The 24,362-nt window shown below is 61.8% G+C and carries 22 protein-coding genes and 1 pseudogene; 12 read left to right on the top strand and 11 right to left on the bottom strand.

Going from position 1 to position 24,362, the window contains the following annotated elements; all coding sequences use genetic code 11:
* A pseudogene (locus tag F8N85_RS05835) lies at positions 1-505 on the bottom strand (hypothetical protein); the annotation flags it as partial.
* 182 nt (positions 506-687) lie between these two features.
* On the bottom strand, positions 688-2,574 hold the full coding sequence (locus F8N85_RS05830; protein WP_150802704.1) for a sigma-54-dependent Fis family transcriptional regulator: 1,887 nt from the start codon (positions 2,572-2,574) through the stop codon (positions 688-690).
* 339 nt (positions 2,575-2,913) lie between these two features.
* On the opposite strand from F8N85_RS05830, the gene F8N85_RS05825 reads away from it, so the two are divergent.
* From F8N85_RS05825 to F8N85_RS05770, 12 genes are all read left to right on the top strand, one after another.
* Positions 2,914-3,990, top strand: a complete 1,077-nt coding sequence (locus F8N85_RS05825; protein WP_150802703.1) for an ATP-NAD kinase family protein — start codon at positions 2,914-2,916, stop codon at positions 3,988-3,990.
* A gap of 2 nt (positions 3,991-3,992) precedes the next feature.
* Positions 3,993-4,970 carry a thiamine pyrophosphate-dependent dehydrogenase E1 component subunit alpha gene (locus F8N85_RS05820; RefSeq protein ID WP_150802702.1) on the top strand — a complete coding sequence of 326 codons (978 nt, stop codon included), beginning with the start codon at positions 3,993-3,995 and terminating at the stop codon, positions 4,968-4,970.
* Between the two features lie 33 nt (positions 4,971-5,003).
* On the top strand, positions 5,004-6,023 hold the full coding sequence (locus tag F8N85_RS05815; protein ID WP_150802701.1) for an alpha-ketoacid dehydrogenase subunit beta: 1,020 nt from the start codon (positions 5,004-5,006) through the stop codon (positions 6,021-6,023).
* Complete coding sequence (locus F8N85_RS05810; RefSeq protein ID WP_150802700.1) at positions 6,020-7,132, top strand: acetoin dehydrogenase dihydrolipoyllysine-residue acetyltransferase subunit; 1,113 nt, start codon at positions 6,020-6,022, stop codon at positions 7,130-7,132. Before F8N85_RS05815 ends, F8N85_RS05810 begins: the two co-directional genes overlap by 4 nt.
* Before the next feature lie 164 nt (positions 7,133-7,296).
* Complete coding sequence (locus F8N85_RS05805; protein ID WP_150802699.1) at positions 7,297-8,046, top strand: hypothetical protein; 750 nt, start codon at positions 7,297-7,299, stop codon at positions 8,044-8,046.
* A gap of 113 nt (positions 8,047-8,159) precedes the next feature.
* Positions 8,160-8,870, top strand: a complete 711-nt coding sequence (locus tag F8N85_RS05800) for a FadR/GntR family transcriptional regulator (RefSeq protein ID WP_150802698.1) — start codon at positions 8,160-8,162, stop codon at positions 8,868-8,870.
* Positions 8,871-8,994: 124 nt separating this feature from the next.
* Entirely contained in the window at positions 8,995-10,188 is a 1,194-nt protein-coding gene (gene lhgO / locus F8N85_RS05795; protein WP_150802697.1) for an L-2-hydroxyglutarate oxidase, read from the top strand.
* A 95-nt stretch (positions 10,189-10,283) separates the two neighbouring features.
* Positions 10,284-11,636, top strand: coding sequence for an MFS transporter (locus F8N85_RS05790; protein ID WP_150802696.1), 1,353 nt, complete (start codon positions 10,284-10,286; stop codon positions 11,634-11,636).
* A 280-nt stretch (positions 11,637-11,916) separates the two neighbouring features.
* Entirely contained in the window at positions 11,917-13,056 is a 1,140-nt protein-coding gene (locus tag F8N85_RS05785; RefSeq protein WP_150802695.1) for an iron-containing alcohol dehydrogenase, read from the top strand.
* A 130-nt stretch (positions 13,057-13,186) separates the two neighbouring features.
* Positions 13,187-14,452, top strand: a complete 1,266-nt coding sequence (locus F8N85_RS05780) for an MFS transporter (protein ID WP_224795647.1) — start codon at positions 13,187-13,189, stop codon at positions 14,450-14,452.
* 40 nt (positions 14,453-14,492) lie between these two features.
* A complete protein-coding gene (locus F8N85_RS05775; protein WP_150802693.1) occupies positions 14,493-14,798 on the top strand; it encodes a DUF1330 domain-containing protein in 306 nt (101 codons plus the stop codon).
* Positions 14,799-14,840: 42 nt separating this feature from the next.
* Positions 14,841-15,629, top strand: coding sequence for an SDR family oxidoreductase (locus F8N85_RS05770; RefSeq protein WP_150802692.1), 789 nt, complete (start codon positions 14,841-14,843; stop codon positions 15,627-15,629).
* A gap of 57 nt (positions 15,630-15,686) precedes the next feature.
* Here the strand turns inward: F8N85_RS05770 and F8N85_RS05765 are convergent, their stop codons facing one another.
* From F8N85_RS05765 to F8N85_RS05725, 9 genes are all read right to left on the bottom strand, one after another.
* Positions 15,687-16,457, bottom strand: coding sequence for a DUF2063 domain-containing protein (locus F8N85_RS05765; RefSeq protein WP_150802691.1), 771 nt, complete (start codon positions 16,455-16,457; stop codon positions 15,687-15,689).
* A complete protein-coding gene (locus F8N85_RS05760; RefSeq protein WP_412072481.1) occupies positions 16,450-17,346 on the bottom strand; it encodes a DUF692 domain-containing protein in 897 nt (298 codons plus the stop codon). Before F8N85_RS05760 ends, F8N85_RS05765 begins: the two co-directional genes overlap by 8 nt.
* 364 nt (positions 17,347-17,710) lie before the next feature.
* A complete protein-coding gene (locus F8N85_RS05755) occupies positions 17,711-19,027 on the bottom strand; it encodes a sensor histidine kinase (RefSeq protein WP_150802690.1) in 1,317 nt (438 codons plus the stop codon).
* Positions 19,024-19,764 (bottom strand): response regulator, encoded by a 741-nt coding sequence (locus F8N85_RS05750; protein WP_150802689.1) that lies wholly within the window; start codon positions 19,762-19,764, stop codon positions 19,024-19,026. The genes F8N85_RS05755 and F8N85_RS05750 overlap by 4 nt, the downstream gene beginning before the upstream one ends.
* Before the next feature lie 197 nt (positions 19,765-19,961).
* Positions 19,962-20,750: an amino acid ABC transporter ATP-binding protein gene (locus F8N85_RS05745; protein ID WP_150802688.1), complete on the bottom strand. Its 789-nt coding sequence runs from the start codon at positions 20,748-20,750 to the stop codon at positions 19,962-19,964.
* Positions 20,751-20,767: 17 nt separating this feature from the next.
* Complete coding sequence (locus F8N85_RS05740) at positions 20,768-22,009, bottom strand: NAD(P)/FAD-dependent oxidoreductase (RefSeq protein WP_150802687.1); 1,242 nt, start codon at positions 22,007-22,009, stop codon at positions 20,768-20,770.
* Positions 22,010-22,058: 49 nt separating this feature from the next.
* Positions 22,059-22,769 (bottom strand): ABC transporter permease, encoded by a 711-nt coding sequence (locus tag F8N85_RS05735; RefSeq protein WP_150802686.1) that lies wholly within the window; start codon positions 22,767-22,769, stop codon positions 22,059-22,061.
* The gene (locus F8N85_RS05730; protein WP_150642698.1) at positions 22,766-23,485 is read right to left on the bottom strand and encodes an ABC transporter permease; all 720 of its coding nucleotides are present in this window, start codon (positions 23,483-23,485) and stop codon (positions 22,766-22,768) included. Before F8N85_RS05730 ends, F8N85_RS05735 begins: the two co-directional genes overlap by 4 nt.
* Positions 23,486-23,597: 112 nt before the next feature.
* Entirely contained in the window at positions 23,598-24,353 is a 756-nt protein-coding gene (locus tag F8N85_RS05725) for a transporter substrate-binding domain-containing protein (protein WP_150802685.1), read from the bottom strand.
* Positions 24,354-24,362 lie beyond the last annotated feature (9 nt).

The following is a 24,362-nucleotide window of genomic DNA, read 5'->3' as shown; positions in this document are numbered from 1 at the left end:
ACACATCGCCCTGTTGCACCGAAAACTGTGCCAGCGATTCGCCTGTTTTGGACGGCGTCACTTGCACTTCGCAACAACGCAGCGTTCTGACGTCCATCGTGTAATGCAGGCGCCATGTCGATGTGGCCGCTCCCGGCTCTGCCACGACACTGCCGTCAGCGGCAAGCAATCTGCGCCCCTGCAGCGCCGGACATTTCATCGCCACGGTCGGTGCCTGCTGGATCAACTGTTCAGTGATCCAGCCCAGCCATGCACCCGATTTATTGATCCGTTTGAGCAGGCCAACGTCCGATAGCTCCACCCAGTCCCCAGCGCGCGCGCGTTCCACCGTTTCGACCATCGAGCAATCAGCGCTCAGATACATCAATAACGTGCGCAATAAACTCTCCGGGCCGCTGAAGCGGCGACCGAACTTCAGCGCTCCCAGCTCTTTTGCCTTGGCTTCCCATCCCTGCGGCAATAGCGCCAACAGCTTCGGCCAATCTTCATCCAGTCTTTGTGTCACGCTTGCTTTCCCTGCTGCTCACTTTGCTTGGTGAATCAGATTCTACTATCTCTTGAGATTTGGTTAGCGCCTATGGGGGCAAGCCCCCTCGCCACAAATCTCGCTAAACTGAAGAATCGCGCTAACTGACTGCATCAGAGCCAGCCGCTCTGCAGCAGCCACGAATTCCTCCCACTCCCACTTCACCCCGGCCCCCTCCCAGGCATATCAATCCGATGCTGATTTACCCGTCGATACAGCGTCGCCCGGGAAATCCCCAACGCCTTGGCCGCGGCAATCGGTTTCCAGCGGTGACGCACCAACGCATCGAGCAAGGCCTGGCGCTCCGGACTGTCGCTGGCTTCGGCGAAAGCGTCCAGGGGCCGGCTTTCGGTCCCTTGCAGCAACTCCGGCAAATGGCTCAACTGGATAAGGTCAGTCTCGCAGACTGCACAGGCATAACGCAGAACGTGGCGCAACTGCCGGACATTGCCCGGCCAGCGGTAGCCGAGCAGGCATTCCAGTGCTGTCGTAGCGAGTTTCAATTGCACCCCGCACAGCGTCGACTCTTCGTCGAGAATCCGCCTGATCAATGCCAGGCGGTCACTGCGTTCACGCAGCGGTGGCAACTGAAAGCGCGCGCCACCCAGGCGGAAATACAGGTCTTCACGAAAGTCGCCGCTGGCCACCTGGGCTTCAAGGTCACGGTGGGTTGCGCAGATCACCTGGATGTCCACCACCTTGCGCCGTGAAGCGCCCAGAGGCGCCACTTCGCCTTCCGCGAGGACTCGCAGCAGGCGGGTCTGCAAGGCCAGCGGCATGTCACCGATTTCATCGAGGAACAGCGTGCCGCCATCAGCCTGTTGCAGCAGGCCTTGCATGCCCTTGCTCGAGGCGCCGGTGAAGGCTCCGGCGACATAACCGAACAGTTCACTCTCGATCAGGCTTTCCGGGATCGCCGCACAGTTCACCGCGACGAAAGGGCAGTCGCGGCGGCGGCTGGCCTGGTGCAGTTGACGGGCAAAGACCTCCTTGCCCGAGCCGGTCTCGCCCTGAATCAGTATCGGTAGATTGCGGTCCTTGACCCGCACCGCCAGGCGCAGGCTTTCGGCGATGCGCGGGTCGAGTTGTGGCGCCGCATTGTCGATTGGCGAAGGTCTGGCCAGCGGCCGTCGAGGTGCGCTCAAGCGCGCATGCAATTCGTTCTGCCCACCGTGGTTGCGCAACAGACACAAGGACTCGTCCCTGGCCCGATGCAGCAGCTGCTGGTCGAACACCTGGCAGATATGCTCGGGCAGCCGCCCATAGCGCTGCAGCAGGAACTGTCGCGCCGCCGGATTCAGCGCCTGCAGGCAGCCATCGTCATCCCAGGCGAACAAGTAGTCGGGCTGGCTATCGACATAACCTTGGCTGTTATGGGCGCGCAGTACCCAATATCCCTGGGCGCTGCTCATGAAAAACGCCTGTTCGATTTCCCGGGCACTCTGCACCACCATTTGTCGGATCAGATGCTGGGAGCGGCGCTCGTCGGGGGAGCGCACGGCGGACACATCGAGCACTCCGAGCAGTTCACCCTGGGGGTCGAAGACTGGCGCGGCGGAGCAGGTCAGGCCAATGAACGCGGCGCGGAAATGATCACTCTTGTGCACCGTGACCGGCGCCCTGGCGGTGAGTACCGCCGCCACGCCACAGGTGCCTTCCTCGCCTTCCGACCAGCAGGTCCCCAGGTACAGCCCGGCCTTGCGGCAGTCGTTGCGAATCGCCATCTCGACCCGGTAATCGATGGTCCGGCCCTGGGCATCGGTGAGCAGCACGCAGTAGTCGGCGCCACGCACCCGGCCGTGGAGGCGGGCAACTTCTTCGCTGGCAATGCGCAGGAACAGTTCCGAGCGCTCGCGGCATTCCTTGAGCACGTTCTGCGACAGGATGCGCGGCCCCTGCAGCGAGCCGGGGTCGAGATGGTGTTGCTCCATGGAGCGGCGCCAGGAGTCGAGAATCAGGCTCGACACCGGCACTTGCGGCAACTGCGTGGCGTTCTTCAATACGCGGCTGACGCAATCCACATGGGCCTTTGAGTGTGCGGAAAGCATAGGGCCTCCGTTTCCAGCTTTTTGTAGTTGTGCGGCCATTAAGCGCTGTTCATCACCGTCAGACAAGCACCCGGGCGATGCCGCGCGCGAGTGAGACGCAACGTCTCAGCGTCTCATGCCGGGCCCGGGCAACCTGACATGTCGCGTCTCGCCAACAGCTCCCCGACAGTTCTCCTGCTCTGCGCCTTGACCGCTCTAATCCGGACGTCTCCATGGGTTTTTCAGGTTATGGCACCGGCCTTGCTCTAGCTCTGCAAAGCATAACAATAACCAGAGGTGCCCTATGTTCGACTGCCGATACCTGTCCCTGGCTGACAGCACGCCTGGGCGGATTGCGCCATGAATCGCCGGCCATTGACCGTGGGTATCATCGCCAACCCGGCCTCGGGCCGCGACGTGCGACGGCTGACCGCCAATGCCGGGCTGTTTTCCAGCACCGACAAGGTCTCGGTGATCCAGCGACTGCTGGCGGCGTTCGGTGCAACGGGCATCGAACAGGTGCTGATGCCCACCGACATGACCGGAATCGCCGCCGCCGTGCTGAAGAACAGCCAGGGGCGCCAGGCCCGCGCCAGTCACTGGCCGGCCCTGGAGTTCCTTGACATCACTTTGCGCCAGAGCGTCGAAGACACCCGCAAGGCCGCGAGATTGATGGCTGAGCGCGGGGTTTCGCTGATTGCCGTACTCGGCGGCGACGGCACCCACAAGGCCGTCGCCGCGGAGATCGGCGATATCCCGCTGTTGACCCTGTCCACCGGCACCAACAACGCCTTTCCCGAATTGCGCGAAGCCACCAGCGCCGGTCTGGCTGGCGGGTTGTTCGTCAGCGGACGGATTCCCGCCGAGATTGCCTTGCGCCGCAACAAACGGCTGTTGGTGCGCGTACCGAGCCGCGGTTTGTGCGAGTGGGCACTGGTGGACGTTGCGGTGTCCTCGCTGCCATTTGTCGGCGCCCGGGCGATCAGTCGCGCGGCGGATCTGGCGCAGGTCTTCGTAACCTTCGCCGAGCCCCAGGCCATCGGCCTTTCGGCACTCTGCGGGCTGTGGTTTCCGGTCTCCCGGCAAGCACCGGGCGGGGCCTGGATGCGCCTCGATCCGCAGTCCCCCGAGGCACTGCTGGTACCCCTGGCTCCAGGCCTGTTGCAAGGCTGCGGGGTGCTCGCCGCCGGCAGCCTGGAGCCGGGCGTCGCCCATTCCCTGGCATTGGCCAGCGGCACCCTGGCCCTGGATGGCGAGCGCGAGATCGAATTCAACGTCGATGACCGGCCCAGCGTCACCCTCGATAACCACGGCCCGCTGAGCATCGACGTCAACGCGGCGCTGGCTTACGCCGCGCAACAGCGGCTGCTGGCCATCGGCCGGGAACACCCGCAACACCCCCTGAACCTTTTGTCCCGAGACAACCCTGGAGAATAAAAATGTCGACACACCTGTCCGCTGATCAATTGCTGCATGCCTACAAGGTGATGCGCACCATCCGCGCCTTCGAAGAGCGCCTGCATGTGGAGTTCGCCACCGGCGAGATTCCCGGTTTCGTCCACCTTTACGCCGGCGAAGAAGCGTCCGCCGCCGGGGTCATGGCCCATCTCGGCGATGCCGACTGCATTGCCTCCAACCACCGTGGTCACGGCCATTGCATCGCCAAAGGCGTCGATGTGTACGGGATGATGGCCGAGATCTACGGCAAGAAAACCGGGGTCTGCCAGGGCAAGGGCGGCTCCATGCACATTGCCGATTTCGAGAAGGGCATGCTCGGCGCCAACGGCATAGTCGGTGCCGGGGCGCCGCTGGTGGTCGGCGCGGCACTGGCGGCCAAGCTCAAGGGCACCGACAGCGTCGCGGTGGTGTTCTTCGGTGATGGCGGCTCCAACGAAGGCGCGGTATTCGAGGCGATGAACATGGCCTCGGTGTGGAACCTGCCGTGCCTGTTCATTGCCGAGAACAACGGCTATGCCGAGGCCACGGCGTCCAACTGGTCGGTGGCCTGCGATCACATTGCCGATCGCGCCGCCGGCTTCGGCATGCCCGGGGTCACGGTGGACGGTTTCGATTTCTTCGCCGTTCACGAAGCTGCCGGGGCCGCCGTTGAACGGGCCCGGGCTGGCGAAGGACCGTCACTGATCGAAGTCAAGCTGACCCGTTATTACGGCCACTTCGAGGGCGATGCCCAGACCTATCGAGCCCCGGATGAAGTGAAGCATTTTCGTGAACACAACGACTGCCTGATGCAGTTTCGCGAGCGCACCACCCGCGCCGGACTGGTCGCTGCCGGGCAACTGGACCAGATCGATGAGGACGTCGAGAGCCTGATCGAAAACGCCGTGCGCAAGGCCAAGTCCGACCCCAAGCCGAGCGCCGCCGACCTGCTGACCGACGTTTACGTTTCCTATCCCTGAACGCCCCCTAAAACAAGAATCGAGACCTTCATCATGGCGAGAAAAATCAGCTATCAACAGGCAATCAATGAAGCCCTGGCCCAGGAAATGCGCCGCGATCCGAGCGTATTCATCATGGGCGAGGACGTCGCCGGCGGTGCCGGAGCACCCGGCGAAGACGACGCCTGGGGCGGTGTGCTCGGGGTCACCAAGGGCTTGTACCACCAGTTTCCCGGACGGGTGCTGGATACGCCGCTGTCGGAACTCGGCTATGTCGGCGCCGCCGTGGGGGCCGCGACCTGTGGCGTGCGGCCGGTCTGTGAATTGATGTTCGTCGACTTTGCCGGCTGCTGCCTGGACCAGATCCTCAATCAGGCGGCGAAATTCCGCTACATGTTTGGCGGCAAGGCCTCGACCCCCCTGGTGATCCGCACCATGGTCGGTGCCGGCCTGCGGGCGGCCGCCCAGCATTCGCAAATGCTCACCTCGCTCTGGACCCACATTCCCGGGCTGAAAGTGGTGTGCCCGTCATCGCCCTACGATGCCAAGGGCCTGCTGATCCAGGCGATCCGTGACAACGACCCGGTGATTTTCTGTGAACACAAACTGCTCTACAGCATGCAGGGCGAAGTGCCGGAAGAGCTCTACACCATTCCCTTTGGCGAGGCCAACTTTCTGCGCGAAGGCAAGGACGTGACCCTGGTGTCCTATGGCCGCACGGTCAATCTGGCTATGGACGCGGCCCGCAGCCTGGCGGGTCGCGGCATCGATTGCGAAGTGATTGACCTGCGCACCACCAGCCCGCTGGATGAGGACAGCATCCTCGAAAGCGTCGAGAAGACTGGGCGCCTGGTGGTGATCGACGAAGCCAACCCGCGCTGTTCGATGGCCACCGACATTTCTGCGCTGGTGGCGCAGAAAGGCTTTTCGTTCTTGCAGGCGCCGATCGAAATGGTCACCGCGCCGCACACCCCGGTGCCGTTTTCCGACGCCCTGGAGGATCTGTATATCCCTGACGCGCCGAAGATCGAAGCCGCGGTGCTCAAGCTCATCGAGTGGAGGAAGCGCCCATGAGTCAGATCCATACCCTGACCATGCCCAAGTGGGGCCTGTCGATGACTGAAGGCCGGGTCGACGCCTGGCTCAAGGAGGAGGGCGCGACCATCACCAAGGGCGATGAAGTGCTGGATGTGGAAACCGACAAGATCTCCAGCAGCGTCGAAGCGCCGTTTTCCGGAGTGTTGCGTCGGCAGATCGCGCGCCAGGACGAAACCCTCTCGGTCGGTGCCTTGCTTGGCATCGTGGTCGAGGGGGAAGCCAGCGAGGCCGAAATCGACGCGGTGGTCGAGCAGTTCCAGGCCAGCTTCGTACCGGGAGATGTCAGTGATGAAGACAGCGGCCCGGCCCCGCAGAAGATCGAACTCGATGGACGGATCATCCGCTATTTCGAGCGCGGCGAAGGCGGCACGCCGATGCTGCTGATCCATGGTTTCGGCGGTGACCTGAACAACTGGATGTTCAATCACGAAGCGCTGGCGGCCGGGCGCCGGGTCATCGCCCTTGACCTGCCTGGCCATGGTGAGTCCGGCAAAGTCTTGCAGCGCGGGGACCTCGATGAGCTGAGCGACGTGGTGCTGGCGCTGCTCGACCACCTGGATATCGAGGCCGTGCATCTGGTCGGCCATTCCATGGGCGGCGCGGTGTCCTTGAACACCGCACGGCTGGCGCCACAGCGGGTGCGCTCGCTGACCCTGATCGGCAGCGCCGGTCTCGGTCCGCAGATCAACGGCGATTACCTGCAAGGCTTTATCGATGCGGCCAATCGCAACGCACTCAAGCCGCAACTGGTGCAGTTGTTCTCTGACCCGGGGCTGGTGAACCGGCAAATGCTCGAAGACATGCTCAAGTACAAGCGCCTGGAAGGCGTCGACAGCGCATTGCGCCAACTGGCCTCGGCGCTATTCGTCGACGGCCGGCAGCAGCTCGACCTGCGCGCGGTGGTGCAAGAGGGCCGACAACCGGTGCTGCTGATCTGGGGCAGCGACGACGCGATCATCCCGGCGGCGCACACCGAGGGCTTGTCGGCGCAGGTCGAATTGCTGCCGGGCCAGGCGCACATGGTGCAAATGGAAGCGGCGGAACAGGTCAACCGTCTGATTCTGGAGTTTGTGCAGCAACACTGATGGAATGCCCGGCTGCCCGTGGGGCAGCCGCTCGGCTGGGTATCCGCCTGGTCGCCTTGGCGATGGCCGTTACAGGCCATCGCACTTTTTCGGGTTTTGCGGCTCTACTCTTGGCCAGGCTGCGGCGACTCCCATCGCATCCGGATTGTCCAAGACCTTTGCCAATGGCCAACGCTACTCCTTCTATTATCGCGAGATATCTTCGTCATCCGTTACTGCTCGGCAGCGTGTTGCTGTTCTGCGCCGGTGGTTGCAGCCAACAGCAGGGTCGGGATATGGCCACTCAGCTCAGCGAAGGAACCCCGACCGAACTGTTTCAAACCAGCGTCGATCGCATCGCCACCCTGAGCATGCAGGACAATCTGCAAAGCCTCTATCTGTTGATGAACAAGCTCTACCAGCGCAATCCCGCCGAGTGGCGCAAGTCCGGGTTCCTCGATGCGCGCACCGCCGAGCGCGAGGTGCGTCATGCGATCGAGCAGCGCCAACCGCTGCCGCAATTGGGCGAACGACGGAACCTGGCGGCGCTCAGTTATGCCCTGAGCCCGGAATTTCTCGGTGACCGGGTCGGCGCCTTCATTTACGCGATCGGTAGCATGCTGATCACGGCTCATGGCGGTCGGCAGGAGTTCTACATCACCGACGTGATCAACCCGCAATTCGTCAATAACGCTGCGCGCAATATCGAGAAAGCCACCTGGCTGCTGAGCCAGCGTCAGAATGCCAACGGCGAACTGCTGCTGTTTTCCAATGAAATTTCGGAGGAGGGCAGCAACCTGAGCTTCGCCGTGGAGTTTGGCAAGATCGTCGCGCGCCTGGACCTGCTCACGCAAATGCTCGATGAGCGTTATCGGCGAATCGGCCTGAACTATGCCCAGAGTCTGCTGTTGATGAATTTCCTGCCGGTGCAATAACCGCACCAGGGCCTTTCGCAGACCCGGGCGAGTGCTCAACGACGCGGCTCACGCTTGACAAGGGGAAAACAGGCAGTCTATTGTCTGACAACCTGACATACCAAGGTTGTCTTATGCTTGAGCTACAGCGCCCCGATTCTCTGGTCATGCGTGTTGTCAGCGCCATCCGCGCAGAGATCGACTCCGGCCAACTGGGTCCCGAATCGCGATTGCCGACCGAACAGCAACTGTCGGAGCAGCTGCACGTCAGCCGCTCGGTAGTGCGCGAGGCGATCGCCCAGTTGAAAGCCGATGGCGTGCTGATTGCCCGGCGCGGCCTTGGCTCCTATATCTCGGCGACCCCTGCCGGCACGGTTTTCCGCTTTCCCGAGCAAGGCGGGCGCAAGCCCGACCTGGCGCAAATGTTCGAAATGCGCTTGTGGATCGAAACCCAGGCCGCCTCGATTGCCGCTCAGCGACGTGATGCAACGGATTTGCAACGCATGAAAGACGCGTTGCAAGAGATGCATGACAAGCGCACCGATTTCGAAGCCGCGGCCTCGGCCGATGTGGCGTTTCACCGGGCCATCGCCGAAGCCAGCAAGAACGACTATTTCGTCGCCTTTCATGACTTTCTGCGCAGCCAGTTGGCAAGCGCGCGCCGAACCGCTTGGGAAAACTCCGCGTCACGTTTTGTCGGCGGTTCGGCGGATGCCGGCCGCGAGCACCAGGCGCTGTACCAGGCCATCGCCGATGGCGACCGTCAGGCCGCCGCAGCCTGTGCCGACGCCCATTTGCGCGCATCGGCCAAACGCCTGCAGCTTGAGCTTCCCCTTACCGACTGAATCGATCGATCACTGAAGCCCTGAACCATTAATGCGTGCGATAGCACGCAGGCTTTTCGCGAAAGCATTAGTCTGACAACCTGATAACTAGACTGGCACTTACTGATCCAAGGTAACCACCACAATGATTTATGACTTTTGCATCATCGGCGGCGGGATCGTTGGCCTTGCCACGGCGATGGAGTTGCTCAAGCGCCAGCCGACCGCGTCCCTGCTGTTGCTGGAAAAAGAAAGCTCCCTGGCCAGGCACCAGACCGGCCATAACAGTGGGGTGATCCACGCCGGTATTTACTACGCGCCTGGCAGCCTCAAGGCCGAGCTGTGCAAGCTCGGGGCCCAGGCCACCAAAGAGTTCTGCACCGAACACGGGATCAAATTCGACGTCTGCGGCAAGTTGCTGGTGGCCTCGACGCCCCTTGAAGTCGAGCGGATGAAAGCCCTGTATGAGCGTTCGCAACTCAACGGAATGAAAGTCGAGCGCCTCGATGCCGATGAGCTGCAGCGCCGCGAACCGAACATCGTCGGGCTCGGTGGGTTGTTTCTGGACGCCACCGGCATCGTCGATTACCGGCAAATCTGCGAAACCATGGCCCGGGTCATCCAGCAACAGGGTGGCGAGATCTGTCTGAACAAGGCCATCACCGCGATCAAGGAAAACCCTGACAGCGTGACGGTCAGCAGTGCAGACAGTCACTGGCGGGCGAAGAAGCTGGTGGTCTGCGCAGGCTTGCAATCGGACCGCCTGGCGACACTCGCCGGGATCAAAATCGATCACCAGATCATCCCGTTTCGCGGCGAATACTTTCGTCTGCCAGCGTCGAAGAACCACATCGTCAATCACTTGATCTACCCGATTCCCGACCCGGATCTGCCGTTTCTGGGGGTCCATCTGACTCGCATGATCGATGGCAGTGTCACTGTCGGCCCGAATGCCGTGTTGGGTCTGAGTCGCGAGGACTACAAGAAGTTCTCGATCAACTGGCGCGATGTTGCCCAGTACGCAAGTTTCCCCGGCTTCTGGAAAACCATCTGGCAGAACCTCGGTTCCGGCAGCGTCGAGATGAAGAACTCATTGTTCAAATCCGGCTATCTGGAGCAGTGCCGAAAGTACTGCCCCTCGCTGAACATTGAAGATCTGCTGCCGTATGAGGCGGGCATTCGTGCCCAGGCGGTCATGCGCGACGGCTCCCTGGTGCATGATTTTCTGTTCGCCGAAACCTCGCGGATGCTCCATGTCTGCAATGCACCTTCTCCCGCGGCCACTTCGGCCATTCCCATCGGCTCGATGATTGCCAAGCGAATTTTGAACCGCGGTTAGTACCGCTCCGTGCATCTGTCTCTGTTGGCCTTGGGCGACTAGAGGCAGCCAGTACTCCCTGAAAATAACTATAAAGACGCACAAGGAAACAGTGAATGACCGCTATCAATGCGACCGGCCAGTTGGCTGAAACCCCGCAACAAACGAAAAAGCGCCTGCGCAAGGTCGCCGCAGCGACTATTTTTGGCTCAATGCTGGAGTGGTACGACTTCTATTTGTACGCAACGATGGCGGCCATCGTTTTCTCGAAAATCTTCTTCGATAACAGCAACCCGCAGACGGCGTCGCTGCTGGCGTTCTCCACCTTTGCCATCGGCTTCATCGCTCGCCCGTTTGGCGGGATTCTGTTCGGTTACCTCGGGGACAAGTACGGCCGCAAGCAAGTGCTGGTAGTGACCTTCTGCATGATGGGCATCTGCACCACGCTGATCGGGCTGATCCCCAGCTATGCCTCGATCGGCATCTGGGCGCCGATCGTTCTGGTCGCGGTACGGATCATTCAGGGGCTGGGGGCCGGGGCCGAGCTGTCCGGCGCGGCAGTCACTTCCTATGAGCATGCCGCGGAAGGCAAACGCGGCAGTCAGGGTGCCTGGCCAGCGCTGGGTCTGAACCTGGGCCTGCTGCTGTCATCGCTGACCGTTTACCTGCTGACCATCAATGGCAATGAGTTCCTGCTGCAAGGCGGCTGGCGCATTCCATTCGTGTGCAGCATTGTCCTGGTCGGTGTCGGGCTGTGGGTACGCAACAGCATTCCGGAAACCCCGGAGTTCAGCGAAATGAGCAAGGAGCTGAGCAAGGAGCACGGCAAGGACACCCAAAAGGCCCAGGTTTCACCGCTCAAAATCTTGTTCAAGAACGACCTCAAAGGCCTGGCGGTGGTGTTTTTCGTAGCCATCGGCTACAACGCCCTGAGCTACATCTTCAAAACCTTCTCGCTGGCCTACCTGACCCAGTTCAAAGGCGTTGATGTGCATGTCACTTCGTTGTCGGTCACTATCGCCAGCCTGATTGCGATTGTCGCCGTGCCGTGTTTCGGCTGGCTGTGCGACAAGTGGAGCAGCAAGACTGTGTTGATGATCGGCGGGGTGTTGTCGTTATTGTTCGCCTATCCATTCCTGGCGCTGCTCAACACCGGTGAAAGCCTGATGATCTATGTCGCGATCGGCATCGGCACCGGCATTCTCGCGCCGATGATGTTCGCTCCACAGGGCTCGTTCCTCAGTCGCCAGTTCCCGACCCAGACCCGCTCCTCGGGCTTTGGCACCGGGCGCGAAATCGGCACCGCGGTCGCGGGCGGCCTGGCGCCACTGGGGGCCTTGTCGCTGGTCTCGGCGTCCGCCACGCACTCCACGGACGGGGTGGTGATCATCCTGGCGATCGCCTCGGTGCTGGTGGTGGTTTTTGCCCTGTGCGACCAGGGACGCAAGCATTCCGCGTTCAAGAACTGATAGCCCGGCGATGAACTGATGGGGCGGACCGACCTTTTCCACAGGGTCGGCCCGCCCCATGCCGTTTTGGCCCCTCAAGGCCGGCGCAAGCCGCTTGAGTCCAATGACACTCCGATCATTGGACTTGAGGATTAGTTATACCGGTATGGATTGTTGTCAATACCGCCCTTTCTTCAACGTACATATACTCCAGCGCAACTGCTTCCGAGCCCATCGACAAGGATTCTCGGGGACCCACTAAAAACGGGTAAAGCTCGTTGTCATACCTGCGGGGTAATGTATGTCGCTTATAAACTACGTCACACAGATCCAGTTCGAGGTCGGGGCCGTTGCATTGCTGCCGGGTGAGTGCACGCGAATCGGGATCAAGCGTCCGTTGATCGTCACCGATGCCGGTGTCAAGGCCGCGGGCATTCTGGATGCGGTATTGGCCACCTTGCCGGCGAATGCCGGGTTGCCGGTTTATGACCGGACTCCATCGAATCCGAACGAATCAGCGGTTCGTGATGCGGTGGCGATGTATCGGCAGCATGATTGCGATGGAATTATCGCCGTAGGCGGGGGCTCCTCCATCGACCTGGCCAAGGGCGTTGCGGTGTGCGCCACCCACGCCGGGCCGTTGAAAAGCTTCGCGGTGATCGAAGGCGGACTGGCGCGGATCACCGCCGCAACCGCGCCACTCATTGCGATCCCGACCACCGCCGGGACCGGCAGCGAAGTCGGGCGCGGGGCGATCCTGATCCTCGATGACGGGCGCAAGGTCGGGGTCATCTCACCCTATGTCGTTCCGAAAGTTGCCATCTGCGATCCGCAATTGACCTTCGGCCTGCCTGCGGGTCTCACCGCCGCCACCGGTATGGATGCAATTGCCCACTGCCTCGAAACCTTCATGGCGCCGGCGTTCAATCCACCGGCCGATGGCATTGCCCTGGACGGCTTGTGGCGGGCCTGGCGGCACATTGAACGGGCGACTCGGGAGCCTGGGAATGTCGAAGCCCGGATGAATATGATGAGCGCATCGCTGCAGGGCGCGCTGGCCTTTCAGAAAGGCCTGGGCTGCGTACACAGCTTGAGCCATGCCTTGGGCGGCATCGATCCGCGCCTGCACCATGGCACGCTCAACGCGATTTTCCTGCCGGCGGTGATCCGCTTCAATCGCCAGGCGCCAACCGTGCAGAACGAGCAAAAGCTCGCGCGTATCGCCCAGGCAATGGGACTCCAGTCACACGAAGCCGTCGAAACCGCCATTGTCGACATGACCCGCGCCCTGGGCCTGCCTACCGGTCTGAGCCAGCTGGGGGTTACCCGCGAACTGTTCCCGCGGATCATCGAAGGCGCGCTCGCCGACCATAGTCATCGAACCAATCCCCGTGAGGCTTCGGCTGCCGATTATCAACTGCTGCTGGAGCAGTCGATGTAAGGCGCGCCTGAAGAACATCGCGCCGCCTGGCGCGACCCACCTGAACAATAATAAAAAGAGTATCGATATGATCCCTGAATCCGCAACCGAGGTTGCAGGTCTCGCGCGCACTGGCGCCCGGACCTCTTCCCTGAAGAAGTACCAGAGCATCACCGTGGTGTTGCTGCTGCTGATTGGCATCGTCAACTATCTGGACCGCAGCGCGCTCTCGATAGCCAATACCTCGATCCAGAAAGACATGCTGATCAGCCCCTCGCAAATGGGCATTCTGCTGTCGGCGTTTTCCCTGGCCTACGCGTTCGCCCAACTGCCGTTGGGCATCATCATCGATCGACTGGGCAGCAAAATATCCCTCGGCGCCGCCTTGCTGACCTGGTCCGTGGCGCAATCGGTCTCCGGGCTGGTGAACAGTTTCGCCGGCTTCATCGGCCTGCGGATCCTGCTGGGAGTGGGCGAGGCGCCGATGTTCCCGTCGGCGGCCAAGGCCCTGTCGGAGTGGTTCGAGGCCGAGAAGCGCGGGACGCCGACTGGCATCGTGCTGTCTTCGACCTGCATCGGGCCGTGCCTGGCACCACCGTTGCTGACGCTGTTCATGATCAATTTCGGCTGGCGCGGGATGTTCGTCATTACCGGGCTGATCGGCATTGTCCTGGCCGCGTGCTGGCTGATGTTCTACAAGAGCAAAAAACAGTACCTGGCCGAACTGGCCGCCAGCGGTCAACTGTCGCCGGAAGTCGTAGAGGTCACCGAGAAAACCGCCGAGGAGGCTCCGCGCAAAGCGCTGTTCGCCGACTGGCTGAGCCTGTTCCAGCACCGCAGCACCTGGGGCGCGGTACTGGGTTTCATGGGCGTCATCTACATGCTCTGGCTGCACCTGACCTGGCTGCCGGGTTACTTCGAGCGCGAGCATGGCCTGGGCCTGTACAAAACCGCCTGGGTGGTTTCGCTGGCTTATCTGTTCGGGGCCTTTGGCACCATCGCCGCCGGGCGCATTTGCGACCGTATGGTCAAGCGCGGCATGAGCGTGTTGGGCAGTCGCAAGGTGACGGCTATTTCCGGCTTGTTGATGGCGGCGTTATTCACCCTGCCGCTGTCGTTTGGCAGCAGTCTGACCCTGAGTGTGGTGCTGCTGTGCCTGGCGTTGTTCAGCATCAACCTGGCCAGTTCAACGGCCTGGATGATCGCCAATACCATTGTCTCCACTCGGCGGGTCGCCTCCTTTGGCTCGATCCAGAATTTCGGCGGCTACATTGCCGGCTCCATCGCGCCGATCGTCACCGGTTTCAGCATCCAGCAATCAGGCTCCTTCGCCACGGCCTTCATGGTCAGCGCGGTGGTCGCAGTGGTCGCGGCGTTGGCCTACTGGGTGCTGCTCAAAGGGCCGGTCGGCGACTGACCGTTAGCTGTTTATCGAACACTATTGAGCGGGAGGATTTATGCCCAAGGGTTATTGGATTGGCCGGGTCGACGTCAACGATCCGCAAGCGTATCAGCGCTATGCCACGGCCAACGCCGTGGCTTACAAAAAGTACGGCGCGCGGTTTGTCATTCGCGCCGGTCGATTCGAAACGGTGGAGGGTCAGAGTCGGGCGCGCAATGTGGTGATCGAGTTTCCCAGTTATCAGGCTGCCATGGATTGCTGGAACTCCCCGGAATATCAGGACGCGGCGAAGATTCGTCAGCCCATTTCCATCATTGATCTGATCATTGTCGAGGGGTATGACGGGCCGCAACTCGATTGAGCCTGGCATCCGTATCACTTAATCATTCATAGAGAGGTCAGCATGGAACTTGGAATCGAAGGACGTTGGGCACTGGTCTGTGGCGCGAGCAAAGGTCTTGGCAAAGGCTGCGCCAAAGCCCTGGTCGCGGAAGGGGTGAACGTGGTGATTACTGCGCGTAACCCCCAGGCGCTGGAAGAAACAGCGGCTGAACTGCGTCAACTGAACAGCAGTGTCACGGTTAAAACCGTGGTCGGCGACATCACCACCGTTGCCGGGCGCGAAGCGGCATTAACAGCCTGTCCGGTGGTCGACATCCTCGTCACCAACGCCGGAGGTCCGCCACCGGGCGACTTCCGCGACTGGACCCGCGAGGACTGGATCGCTGCCCTTGACGGCAACATGCTCACGCCTATCGAGCTGATCAAGGCCAGCGTCGACAACATGGCCGAACGCGGATTCGGCCGCATCGTGAACATTACCTCGGGCGCGGTGAAAGCGCCGATCGGCATATTGGGCTTGTCCAATGGCGCTCGCAGCGGGCTGACGGGTTTCATTGCCGGACTGGCCCGCCAGCCGCAGCTGGTTTCGAACAACGTGACGATCAACAACCTGCTGCCCGGGCTGTTTGACACCGATCGCCTGCGCGAATCGACCCAGGCTTCCGCCAGCGCGGCAGGCCAGGCGCTTGACCAGGCACTGGAAAACAAACGCCGGGCAATCCCGGCCGGCAGGTTCGGTAATGCCGACGAGTTTGGTGCCTTGTGCGCGTTTTTATGCAGCCGCCACGCCGGCTATCTCACCGGGCAGAACCTGTTGCTGGACGGTGGCGCCTATCCGGGGACCTTCTAAGGGAGGTCGCGGGCCGATTCCTTGATCGGCCCGGTCTCGGTGATTTACGCATACCTGTCACTGCCCACTGTGTATGCCAATGACTCCTTCGGCATGCATCTGCTGCAACAGGATCAGGCCGCTGTCCATGAAATCGCTGAGGTCGGTGGCCGCGGCCTCGACGGCCAATTCCTGCAGTTGGACACGTCCCTGCAACTCGGGGAACTGTTCGATGCGTTGCAACAGTCGCCAGGCCAACGGGCTGAGCTCGGAAAAACGCACGCTCCAGTCGGTCGTTCGACGAACCAGCAGTAGGGTAGGCTGGGCTGGCGGCGCCTTGGGTTGGTAGTCGGGCCCCAGCTGATGGACCGGCCAGCTATAGGCCAGGGGCCAGGCCAGCGCTGAAACCTGCAAGAGGCGATCCAGCAACAACCCGCCATCGCTGGCGGGCAGGGGCTCGGCTTCATCCTGCTGAAGCGCCATCTCGATCCACTCGTAATGGGCCAGTTCGACCATGAACGGAGGCCAAGTAGCGTCCTTGAGTACCGCCGGCTCAGCCGCAAGAAAGCCAACGAACTCTTTGGCGATTTCGCCAAATTTCGGCGTTGGGGAACGGTAATCGCGCAAGAACGCCCTCACCAGTACCCGCCAGTTTGTATCGCCGAGGATCTTCACCAGCACCGGAAAGGTTCCGCTCAACAGGGACAGCAGGTTTTCGAAGACCAGCTCGCGATAGATTTGCACCCGCGCCGGGTCCATTCCGGCGGGTGATGGGCAGTTATCGGGATCGCGCAGATAGCGGGTCAGTGACTGTTGTTGCTGCTGCAAGGTTGCACTTGGCTTAACCATGGGCCACCACCAGAGCAGGGTTTTGCGCCCCGGTTTGCAGTTGGCGAATGATGTTCAACTCAGCCACCAGTACCTCGAAGGCCGGGAAGTTGAAATCCCGTTCGAGCAAGGTCGGTTTTGCCCCGAACCGTGTGTAGGCCTGGGCCAGCAATGCCCACACCACCGGTTTGACCGGAGCGCCATGGGTGTCGATTTTCAGCTCGTCGGATTCGTCGTAGTGCCCCGCAACATGCATGGCGACCACTCTGTCGGGCGTAATGCCGGCAAGGAAGGCCTGGGGGTCGAAGCGCTGGTTCACCGAATTCACATAGACATTGTTGACGTCCAGCAGCAGGTCGCAATCGGCTTCCTGGAGCACGGCATTGGTAAAGGTGAGTTCGTCCATATCCTGTTGCGGCGCGGCATAGTAGGAGACGTTCTCCACTGCCAGGCGCCGACCCAGGACATCCTGGGCCTGGCGGATGCGGGCTGCGACGTGATGCACCGCCTCTTCAGTGAAGGGCAGTGGCAGCAAGTCGTAGAGATGGCCGTCGTCACTGCAGTAGCTCAAGTGCTCGCTGTAGAGCGGCACCTTGTACTGGTCGAGAAACACCCGCACTTCCTGCAGGAACGCCACGTCCAGTGGCGCTGTGCCGCCCAGGGACAATGACAGCCCGTGACAGGACAACGGATAACGTTCGGCCAGCGATCGCAGCGCAGCACCATGGGCACCGCCGATGCCGATCCAGTTTTCCGGAGCGACCTCCAGAAAATCGAAGTTGCCGGCTGGGGCATCGCGCAACGGGTTGAGCAGCGAACGACGCAAGCCAAGACCTACGGTTGCCTGGGACGAGGAGAGCACAGGTTCGATGGATGCCTGCTGCACAGTCGAAGAGCGATGGGTCTGCATGAGCTTGATGTCCTTTGATCCAGTGACGGGAAGGTGCGCCGGTAGACAGAGTTAATCGCAGGGGTGTATCCGGTCTGTGTCCTGTGGTTGCGTGAACTAAAGCGGATGTATCAGGAACGCTTCATACACAGTCCGATACAAACCGCGGCCTGGCAGATCCTGGTGGCACAGATCCTGTGGGAGCGAGCTTGCTCGCGATGAGGGCGGTACATTCAAAGCTGCTGTGCCTGCCAGACCGCAATCGCGAGCAAGCTCGCTCCCACAGTTGATCTTCAGCGAACACCGAATTTGAGTACGACTGCGGCCTGGTGTGGGAGCGAGCTTGCTCCGGGCGGCGTTCCGACGATGCAGGCGACTCGGTTAATCAGGTCAACCGCGGATTGCCCAGTTGGAGCTCCGCACACAGTCCACCGCCTTCGCGGTTGCGCAGGGTCAGCGAGCCGCCGATGGCCTGGGCCAGTTGCTGGGCGATGGCCAGGCCCAGCCCGGTGCCGCCGGTGCTTCGATTGCGCGAGCTTTCCACCCGGTAGAAAGGTTTGAGCACCTGCGCCAGTTCCTGTTCGGCGATCCCTGGGCCGCGATCCAGCACCTGGATCGACAGGCTCCGGTCGGCCCTGGTGTGGATCTCTATTTGCGCGGCGCCGGCGAATTTCAGCGCGTTGTCCAGCAGATTGACCAGTACCCGGCGCAACGCATGGGGCCGGGTATCGATCACCGCGGCATTCTTCCCGCTCAGTTGCACCGCCTGGCCCATGTCCTGATAGTCGAAGACCAGACTGTCGAGAAATGAATCCAGATCGATCCGGCAACTGGCTTCGGTGGCGCCGTGGACGCTACGGGCATAGGCAACCCCTTCGCGGACCAGATGCTCGATTTCACCCAGGTCCTGCCAGAGCTTGTCCTTCTCGGCAGACTCGTCCATGAATTCGGCCCGCAGCTTCATGCGGGTGATGGGGGTTTGCAGGTCATGGGAGATCGCCGCCAGCAGTTGCATGCGCTCCTTGAGATAAGCAGCGATGCGCTTCTGCATGGCGTTGAAGGCGGCTGCGGCGTAGGCAACCTCGGTGGGCCCGGATTCATCCAGGTGGATCGCGTGGTTGTTCGGGTCGAGGGTTTCCACGGCCCGGGCCAGCCGCGTCAACGGGCGGATGGCGATCCTCACGGCCAGCCAGGTACAACCGATCAACAGCGCCAGTTGGCCCAGCAGGACAAACGGCAGCCAGGGGGAGAGCGCCATGATCGCCGGCCGGACGTCGATCGTCAGTGGACTGCCATCGGCGAGGCGCAGGTGCGCCTGGAAATGTTTCTGCGGGCCGGGGATATCGGTAAACACCAGCGGGTAATCATGGCCGATGGCGTCCTCGATCGAGCGCATCGCGACCGGCGCGTCAGCCAGTTCCAGGGGGGTGCCGGGCTCGCCCGCGTTCAGCAGGTAGCCATAATTGTGCCGATCCAGACGCCGTAGCCAGTCTGCTCGCTCGGCAGCCGGCAAGCGGTCGAGGATGGCGATGGAGGTCGAGACATCGGTTTCCAGATTGCCCAGCATGGTCGATTTCGCGCTCTGGTAGCGTTCATAGAACTGCGCGCCGAAAGACAGCCCCTGAGCGAGAATCAGCCCGACCAGAAAAATCAGCGAGAGCCGCGACGCCAGCGTGCGCGGCCAGCTCAAGGAGAATCTCATGCTGGCGCCCCGAGGACTTCTACCGGCATAGAGAACACATAACCTTCACTGCGCACCGTCTTGATGCACGCCGGTTCCCGGGCATCATCCAACAGACGCTGGCGCAGGCGGCTGACCAGCAGGTCGATGGAACGGTCAAACAGCTCGGCGTCGCGGCCCTGGGTCAGGTTGAGCAGTTGGTCGCGGCTGAGCACCCGTTGTGGATGATCGAGAAATACCCGCAGCAGACGATACTCGGCACCACTCAGGGCCACCAGGGTGCCGTCCTTGTCGAGCAGGTGGCGGGCCGAGGTATCCAGGCGCCAGCGACCAAAACCCAACAGCCGGCCGCTTTCGCTGACCACCAGGTTCGGCGGCAGCATCCGCGTGCGCCGCAGCACCGCATTGATCCGCGCCAGCAACTCGCGGGCGGCGAAGGGTTTGACCAGATAGTCGTCGGCGCCCATTTCGAGGCCGATGATCCGGTCGGTTTCGTCGTTGCGGGCGGTGAGCATCAGCACCGGGGTGTTTTTGTGTTTGCCGGCCCGCAGCTCGCGACAGAGCATCAGGCCGTCGTCGCCGGGCATCATGATGTCGAGTACGATCAGATCGACCGGCGTCGATTCGAGGAAGCTGCGCATCTGCCGCCCATCGGCGACCACCGTGGTGCGCAGACCGTTCTTCTTCAGGTAGTTGCCCACCAGTTCTCTGATCTCGCGATCATCATCGACTATCAGAATGTGATCGACATGTTCCATCTGCTCAGCCCTGTCTGTGTCTGTTTGTGACACAGCATATCGAGCCTTTCCCGACTTTCCCCCAGGCCTTTGTATTGCAGTGTATCCAGCTCGCCATGGATACATAAACATGCAAAATTCCGGCTTTTGTGCCGGATGTCACCGCTCGAACCGGCACCTGCGGCACCCATCCGGGTCACCGCAAGCGTGTGCCGACCTTAATGCACTATCTGCGCAAGAAAGGCTTTGGCCCGAGCACTTTTCGGCGCGCCGAAGAAGTCGTTCGGCGGCGCATCTTCGATGATTTTCCCGCCATCGAGAAACAGCACCCGCTCGGCCACTTGCCGGGCGAAGCCCATTTCGTGGGTGACGCAGAGCATGGTCATGCCGCTGCCGGCGAGCTTGACCATGACATCCAGCACTTCGCTGACCATTTCCGGGTCCAGCGCCGAGGTCGGTTCGTCGAACAGCATGATCTTCGGTTCCATGCACAACGCTCGGGCAATGGCTACCCGTTGTTGCTGGCCGCCGGAGAGTTGGCTGGGGTATTTGTCGGCCTGGTTTTCGATGCCGACTTTGTTCAGGTAATTGCGCGCCAGTTCTTCGGCCTTCTTGCGCGGCAGACCGCGGACCGAGATCGGCGCCAGGGTGCAGTTGTCGAGCACGCTCATGTGCGGGAACAGGTTGAAGTGTTGGAACACCATGCCCACTTCGCTGCGGACTTTGGCAGCTTCTCGGGTGTTTTGCGAGAGGTCGGTGGCGTCGATCAGGATGCGACCTTTTTCGGCGATTTCCAGGCGGTTGATGCAACGGATCAGCGTCGATTTGCCGGAACCGGACGGGCCGCAGAGCACGATGCGTTCGCCTTCGCGGACTTTCAGGTCAATGTCGTGCAGCACGTGAAAGGCGCCGTAGAACTTGTTCAGGCCGGCGATATCGACCACCACCTTGCGCGTGTCAGGGGCGGCGATCGTCGGGGTTTGCAGCAGGGCAGTGGCGGATTGCATGCTTATCTCTCCAGCGATCAGTGGAAGCGCTCGGCGCTGTAGGGTGTCGGGTCGGTAAACGGCATGCTGCCGGTCATCATCTCGGCCAGCAGGCGGCCGCTGACCGGGCCCAGGGTCAGGCCGTGATGCGCGTGGCCGAAGTTGAACCACAACCCCGGGTGGCGACTGGCCGGGCCAATCACCGGGCACATGTCCGGCAGGCACGGCCGGCGACCGAGCCAGGGTTCGGCATCCAGGCGCTCGCCCAGCGGGTAGAAGTGCCGCGCCAATTCTTCGCAACGGCGCAGCTGGATTTCGTTGATCGGGTCATCGCTGTCGGCAAACTCGATGCCGGTGGTCAATCGAATGCCACGCACCATCGGCGCCAGCACGTAACCACCCACCGGGTCGAGAATCGGATGCTGCATCGGGACCCCGGGTCTGGCCGCGTAGTGCATGTGATAGCCGCGCTTGATCGCCAGCGGAATGCGATAGCCCAAGGGTTCGAAAATGCCCCGGGCCTGGGGCCCGAGGGCAACCACCGCTTCATTGCCGCTGATCAGTCCCCGGTCGCTTTGCACCTGCCATTGGCCATTGTTCTGGCGCAGGCTCAGGGCATCGCCGAGGACAAAAGTCCCGCCGCGTTTCTGGAACAGTTCGGCGTAACCACGGGTCAGGCCACCGGGATCGCTGACGGTCTTGGGGTCCAGCCAGTGCAGGCCTCCCACCACATCGGCGTGCAGCCCGGGCTCGAGTTGGTGGATCCGCTGCCGGTCGAGCACCGCATAGTTCAATCCGTACTCGCTCAGGTCCAGGGCGTCCCGCTGCGCTTGTTCGAATGCCGCCTGATCGCTGAAGGCTTCGATCCAGCCGCCGCCCTGGATCAGGCCATTCATGCCTGCCGGTTCAGCCAGCAGCTCATGTTCACTGACGCAGCGTTCCACCAGCGGCAGCATGGCGCGGGTCGCCGCGGCCAAGCCCTTGGGCCCGGAGTTGCGCCAGTATTGCAGCAACCAGGGACCGGCTTTGGGCAGGTAACGCAGGCTATAGCGCACATCCGACTGTTGATTGAGGCCATAGCGCAGCAGCTTCGACAGCTGGCGCGGAAACGCATAGGGGATGACGCTGGCGCGCTCGATCAAGCCGGCGTTGCCATGGCTGGTGCCGTTGCCCGGTTGCTCGCGGTCGAGCAGCACCACTTTGCGGCCGCGGGCCTGCAACTGCAGGGCGGTGCTGACGCCGACAATCCCGGCGCCGAGAACGATGGTTTCACAATGCATGGGTAAATCCCTGGTACGCGGGCCACCTTGGCGGCCCGGGAAAATCGGATCAGTTCAAATGACGGCCGAGACGGCCTTCAAGCAGTTTCAGGCTGCGCCGCACCACTTCGACGATCAGCAGGTAGAGCACCGCGGCCCACAGGTAGATCTGGAAGTCGAAGCTGCGGGAGAAGGCCAGCTTGGTCACGCCCATCAAGTCATAGATGGTCACCAGCGAGGCAATGGCGCTGGCCTTGATCATCAGGATCAGCTCGTTGCCCAGCGGCCCGATGGCCACCAGCAACGACTGCGGCAGGATGACTTTGCGAAACGTGGTCCAGCGCGACAGGCTCAGGGCCTTGGACGCTTCGCGCTGGCCCTGGGCGACGGCCAGCAGGGCGCCGCGCAGGATCTCGGCCTGGTAGGCCGCGGTGTTCAGGGTGAAGGCCAGCAGGGTGCAGAACCAGGCATCGCGGAAGAACCACCAGAGGCCGACATCCTGCCAGAAGCCTTTGAACGAACCCAGGCCGTAATACAGCATGAACAACTGGGCGAGCAGCGGCGAACCGCGGAAAAAGTACACATAAGCGCCGGTGAAGCCGCGCAAAAACCGGTTGCTCGACAACCGGCCAAGAGCAATGAGCAGGCCGAGCAGGGCGCCGAGGGTGAAGGAGATCGCCACCAGTTTGCCGGTCACCAGCAAGCCGTCGATAAAGCGTGGGCCGTAGCGTTCGAGCAGTTCGGGGCTGAGGAACAGGTTCAACAGTTCATCGAAGCTCATGGCCGGGCACTCCGTTGATGGCGGCTGAAGTACTGTTCGAGAAAGTGGAACAAGCGACCGGACAATGCCGAGAAAAACAGGTAGCCGAAGCAGGCTACGGCGTAGAAGAACATCGGTTCCTTGGTCACGCTGACCGCCAGGTTGGTCTGGCGCATCAGGTCCACCAGGGAGATGGTCGAGACCAGTGAGGTGTCCTTGAGCAGCGACAACCAGTTATTCGACAGGCCCGGCAGGGCAATGCGCGCCAGTTGCGGCAGCACCACCTTGCGAAAGGTCGTGCCCTTGGACAAACCCAGCGCCGCGGCCGCCTCGAACTGGCCCTTGGGCACCGTCTTGAAGGCGCCCAGCCAGATCTCGCTGGAAAACGCGGCGAACACCAGGCTGAAGGCGATCATCGCGGCGACGAAGGTGTTGATCGTGACCTCGGTCTGGTAGCCCATGGCGGCGAGGATTTTCTGCGCGGCGATCTGGCAGCCGTAGTAAATGATCAGCAGGGTCAGTAGCTCGGGCAGCCCACGGAACACGGTAGAGAACACCGTGGCCGAAGTCCGCAACCAGCGCCGTTTGGAACGGGCTGCCAGGGCCACGCCGAGGCCCAGCGGCAAACCGATCGGCACACAGCTGAGGGCCAGCGCGATGGTCACCAGGGCCCCGGCCAACAAGGCCGAGCCCCAGCCGCCGCTGGCGAAAGATAACAGTGACAGATGTTCGAACATGCCCGAACCCTCTCGCGAAATTAAGCCTGCACGCCGCCGACGCGCTCAGGGCGAGCGCGGGGCAGGGGTGTCAGGGGGACAGGTCCGAGGCCAGTGCCGCGGACCCGAAGGCTCAGTAGATATCGAAGGCGAAGTAGCGGCTGGAGATCTTTTTGTAAGTGCCGTCGGCGACGATTTCATCCAGCGCCTTGTTCAGTCGTTCACGCAGGGCGTTGTCTTCCTGGCGCACGGCGATCGAGGCATCGGCGGTGGTGCCGTTGACGTCGCCGATGATCTTGCAGCAATCCTTGCCGGTGCTTTCGGCCCAGGCCAGCAGCGGAAACTTGTCGGCAATCACCCCGTCCAGGCGGCCGGCGGCGAGGTCGCTGTTGGCTTCGTCCAGCGTCGGGTAGAACTTCACATCGGCACCGGCCGGGGCGTAATGATCTTCGGCGTAGATCGCCTGGGTCGAAGACGATTGGGCGCCGACCGTCAGACCTTTGAACCTGGTCTGGGCGTCGGTGATGGCCGAGTCCTTGGCCACCGCGACGGAGAGCGGAGTGCGGTAGTAGTGATTGGTAAAGGCGATCTTCTTCTTGCGTTCATCGGTGGCAATCATCGAGGCGACTACCGCATCGTATTTCTTCGCCATCAGCGCCGGGATGATGCCTTCCCAATCCTGGGCGACGATGCTGCACTCGACTTTCATGCGTTCGCACAGGGCGTTGGCGATATCGACGTCGAAGCCGTGCAGCTTGTTGTCCGAGTCCACATAGTTGAACGGCGGGTAAGCGCCTTCGGTGGCGATTTTCAGTACTTCAGCCTGGGCCCCGGAGACTCCGGCGATGACCATTGCACAGGTAGCTGCAAAGCGAATGACGTTTTTCAAGTGACACCT

This window comes from Pseudomonas fluorescens (assembly GCF_902497875.1).
GTDB classification, from domain to species: Bacteria; Pseudomonadota; Gammaproteobacteria; order Pseudomonadales; family Pseudomonadaceae; genus Aquipseudomonas; species Aquipseudomonas fluorescens_BR.
This window is presented reverse-complemented; position numbering and strand designations above follow the sequence as displayed.

Coding starts and splice junctions, on each gene's coding strand:
- F8N85_RS05830 (WP_150802704.1), bottom strand. CDS start 2,574: ATGCTTTCCGCACACTCAAAGGCCCATGTGGATTGCGTCAGCCGCGTA.
- F8N85_RS05825 (WP_150802703.1), top strand. CDS start 2,914: ATGAATCGCCGGCCATTGACCGTGGGTATCATCGCCAACCCGGCCTCG.
- F8N85_RS05820 (WP_150802702.1), top strand. CDS start 3,993: ATGTCGACACACCTGTCCGCTGATCAATTGCTGCATGCCTACAAGGTG.
- F8N85_RS05815 (WP_150802701.1), top strand. CDS start 5,004: ATGGCGAGAAAAATCAGCTATCAACAGGCAATCAATGAAGCCCTGGCC.
- F8N85_RS05810 (WP_150802700.1), top strand. CDS start 6,020: ATGAGTCAGATCCATACCCTGACCATGCCCAAGTGGGGCCTGTCGATG.
- F8N85_RS05805 (WP_150802699.1), top strand. CDS start 7,297: ATGGCCAACGCTACTCCTTCTATTATCGCGAGATATCTTCGTCATCCG.
- F8N85_RS05800 (WP_150802698.1), top strand. CDS start 8,160: ATGCTTGAGCTACAGCGCCCCGATTCTCTGGTCATGCGTGTTGTCAGC.
- lhgO (WP_150802697.1), top strand. CDS start 8,995: ATGATTTATGACTTTTGCATCATCGGCGGCGGGATCGTTGGCCTTGCC.
- F8N85_RS05790 (WP_150802696.1), top strand. CDS start 10,284: ATGACCGCTATCAATGCGACCGGCCAGTTGGCTGAAACCCCGCAACAA.
- F8N85_RS05785 (WP_150802695.1), top strand. CDS start 11,917: ATGTCGCTTATAAACTACGTCACACAGATCCAGTTCGAGGTCGGGGCC.
- F8N85_RS05775 (WP_150802693.1), top strand. CDS start 14,493: ATGCCCAAGGGTTATTGGATTGGCCGGGTCGACGTCAACGATCCGCAA.
- F8N85_RS05770 (WP_150802692.1), top strand. CDS start 14,841: ATGGAACTTGGAATCGAAGGACGTTGGGCACTGGTCTGTGGCGCGAGC.
- F8N85_RS05765 (WP_150802691.1), bottom strand. CDS start 16,457: ATGGTTAAGCCAAGTGCAACCTTGCAGCAGCAACAACAGTCACTGACC.
- F8N85_RS05760 (WP_412072481.1), bottom strand. CDS start 17,346: ATGCAGACCCATCGCTCTTCGACTGTGCAGCAGGCATCCATCGAACCT.
- F8N85_RS05755 (WP_150802690.1), bottom strand. CDS start 19,027: ATGAGATTCTCCTTGAGCTGGCCGCGCACGCTGGCGTCGCGGCTCTCG.
- F8N85_RS05750 (WP_150802689.1), bottom strand. CDS start 19,764: ATGGAACATGTCGATCACATTCTGATAGTCGATGATGATCGCGAGATC.
- F8N85_RS05745 (WP_150802688.1), bottom strand. CDS start 20,750: ATGCAATCCGCCACTGCCCTGCTGCAAACCCCGACGATCGCCGCCCCT.
- F8N85_RS05740 (WP_150802687.1), bottom strand. CDS start 22,009: ATGCATTGTGAAACCATCGTTCTCGGCGCCGGGATTGTCGGCGTCAGC.
- F8N85_RS05735 (WP_150802686.1), bottom strand. CDS start 22,769: ATGAGCTTCGATGAACTGTTGAACCTGTTCCTCAGCCCCGAACTGCTC.
- F8N85_RS05730 (WP_150642698.1), bottom strand. CDS start 23,485: ATGTTCGAACATCTGTCACTGTTATCTTTCGCCAGCGGCGGCTGGGGC.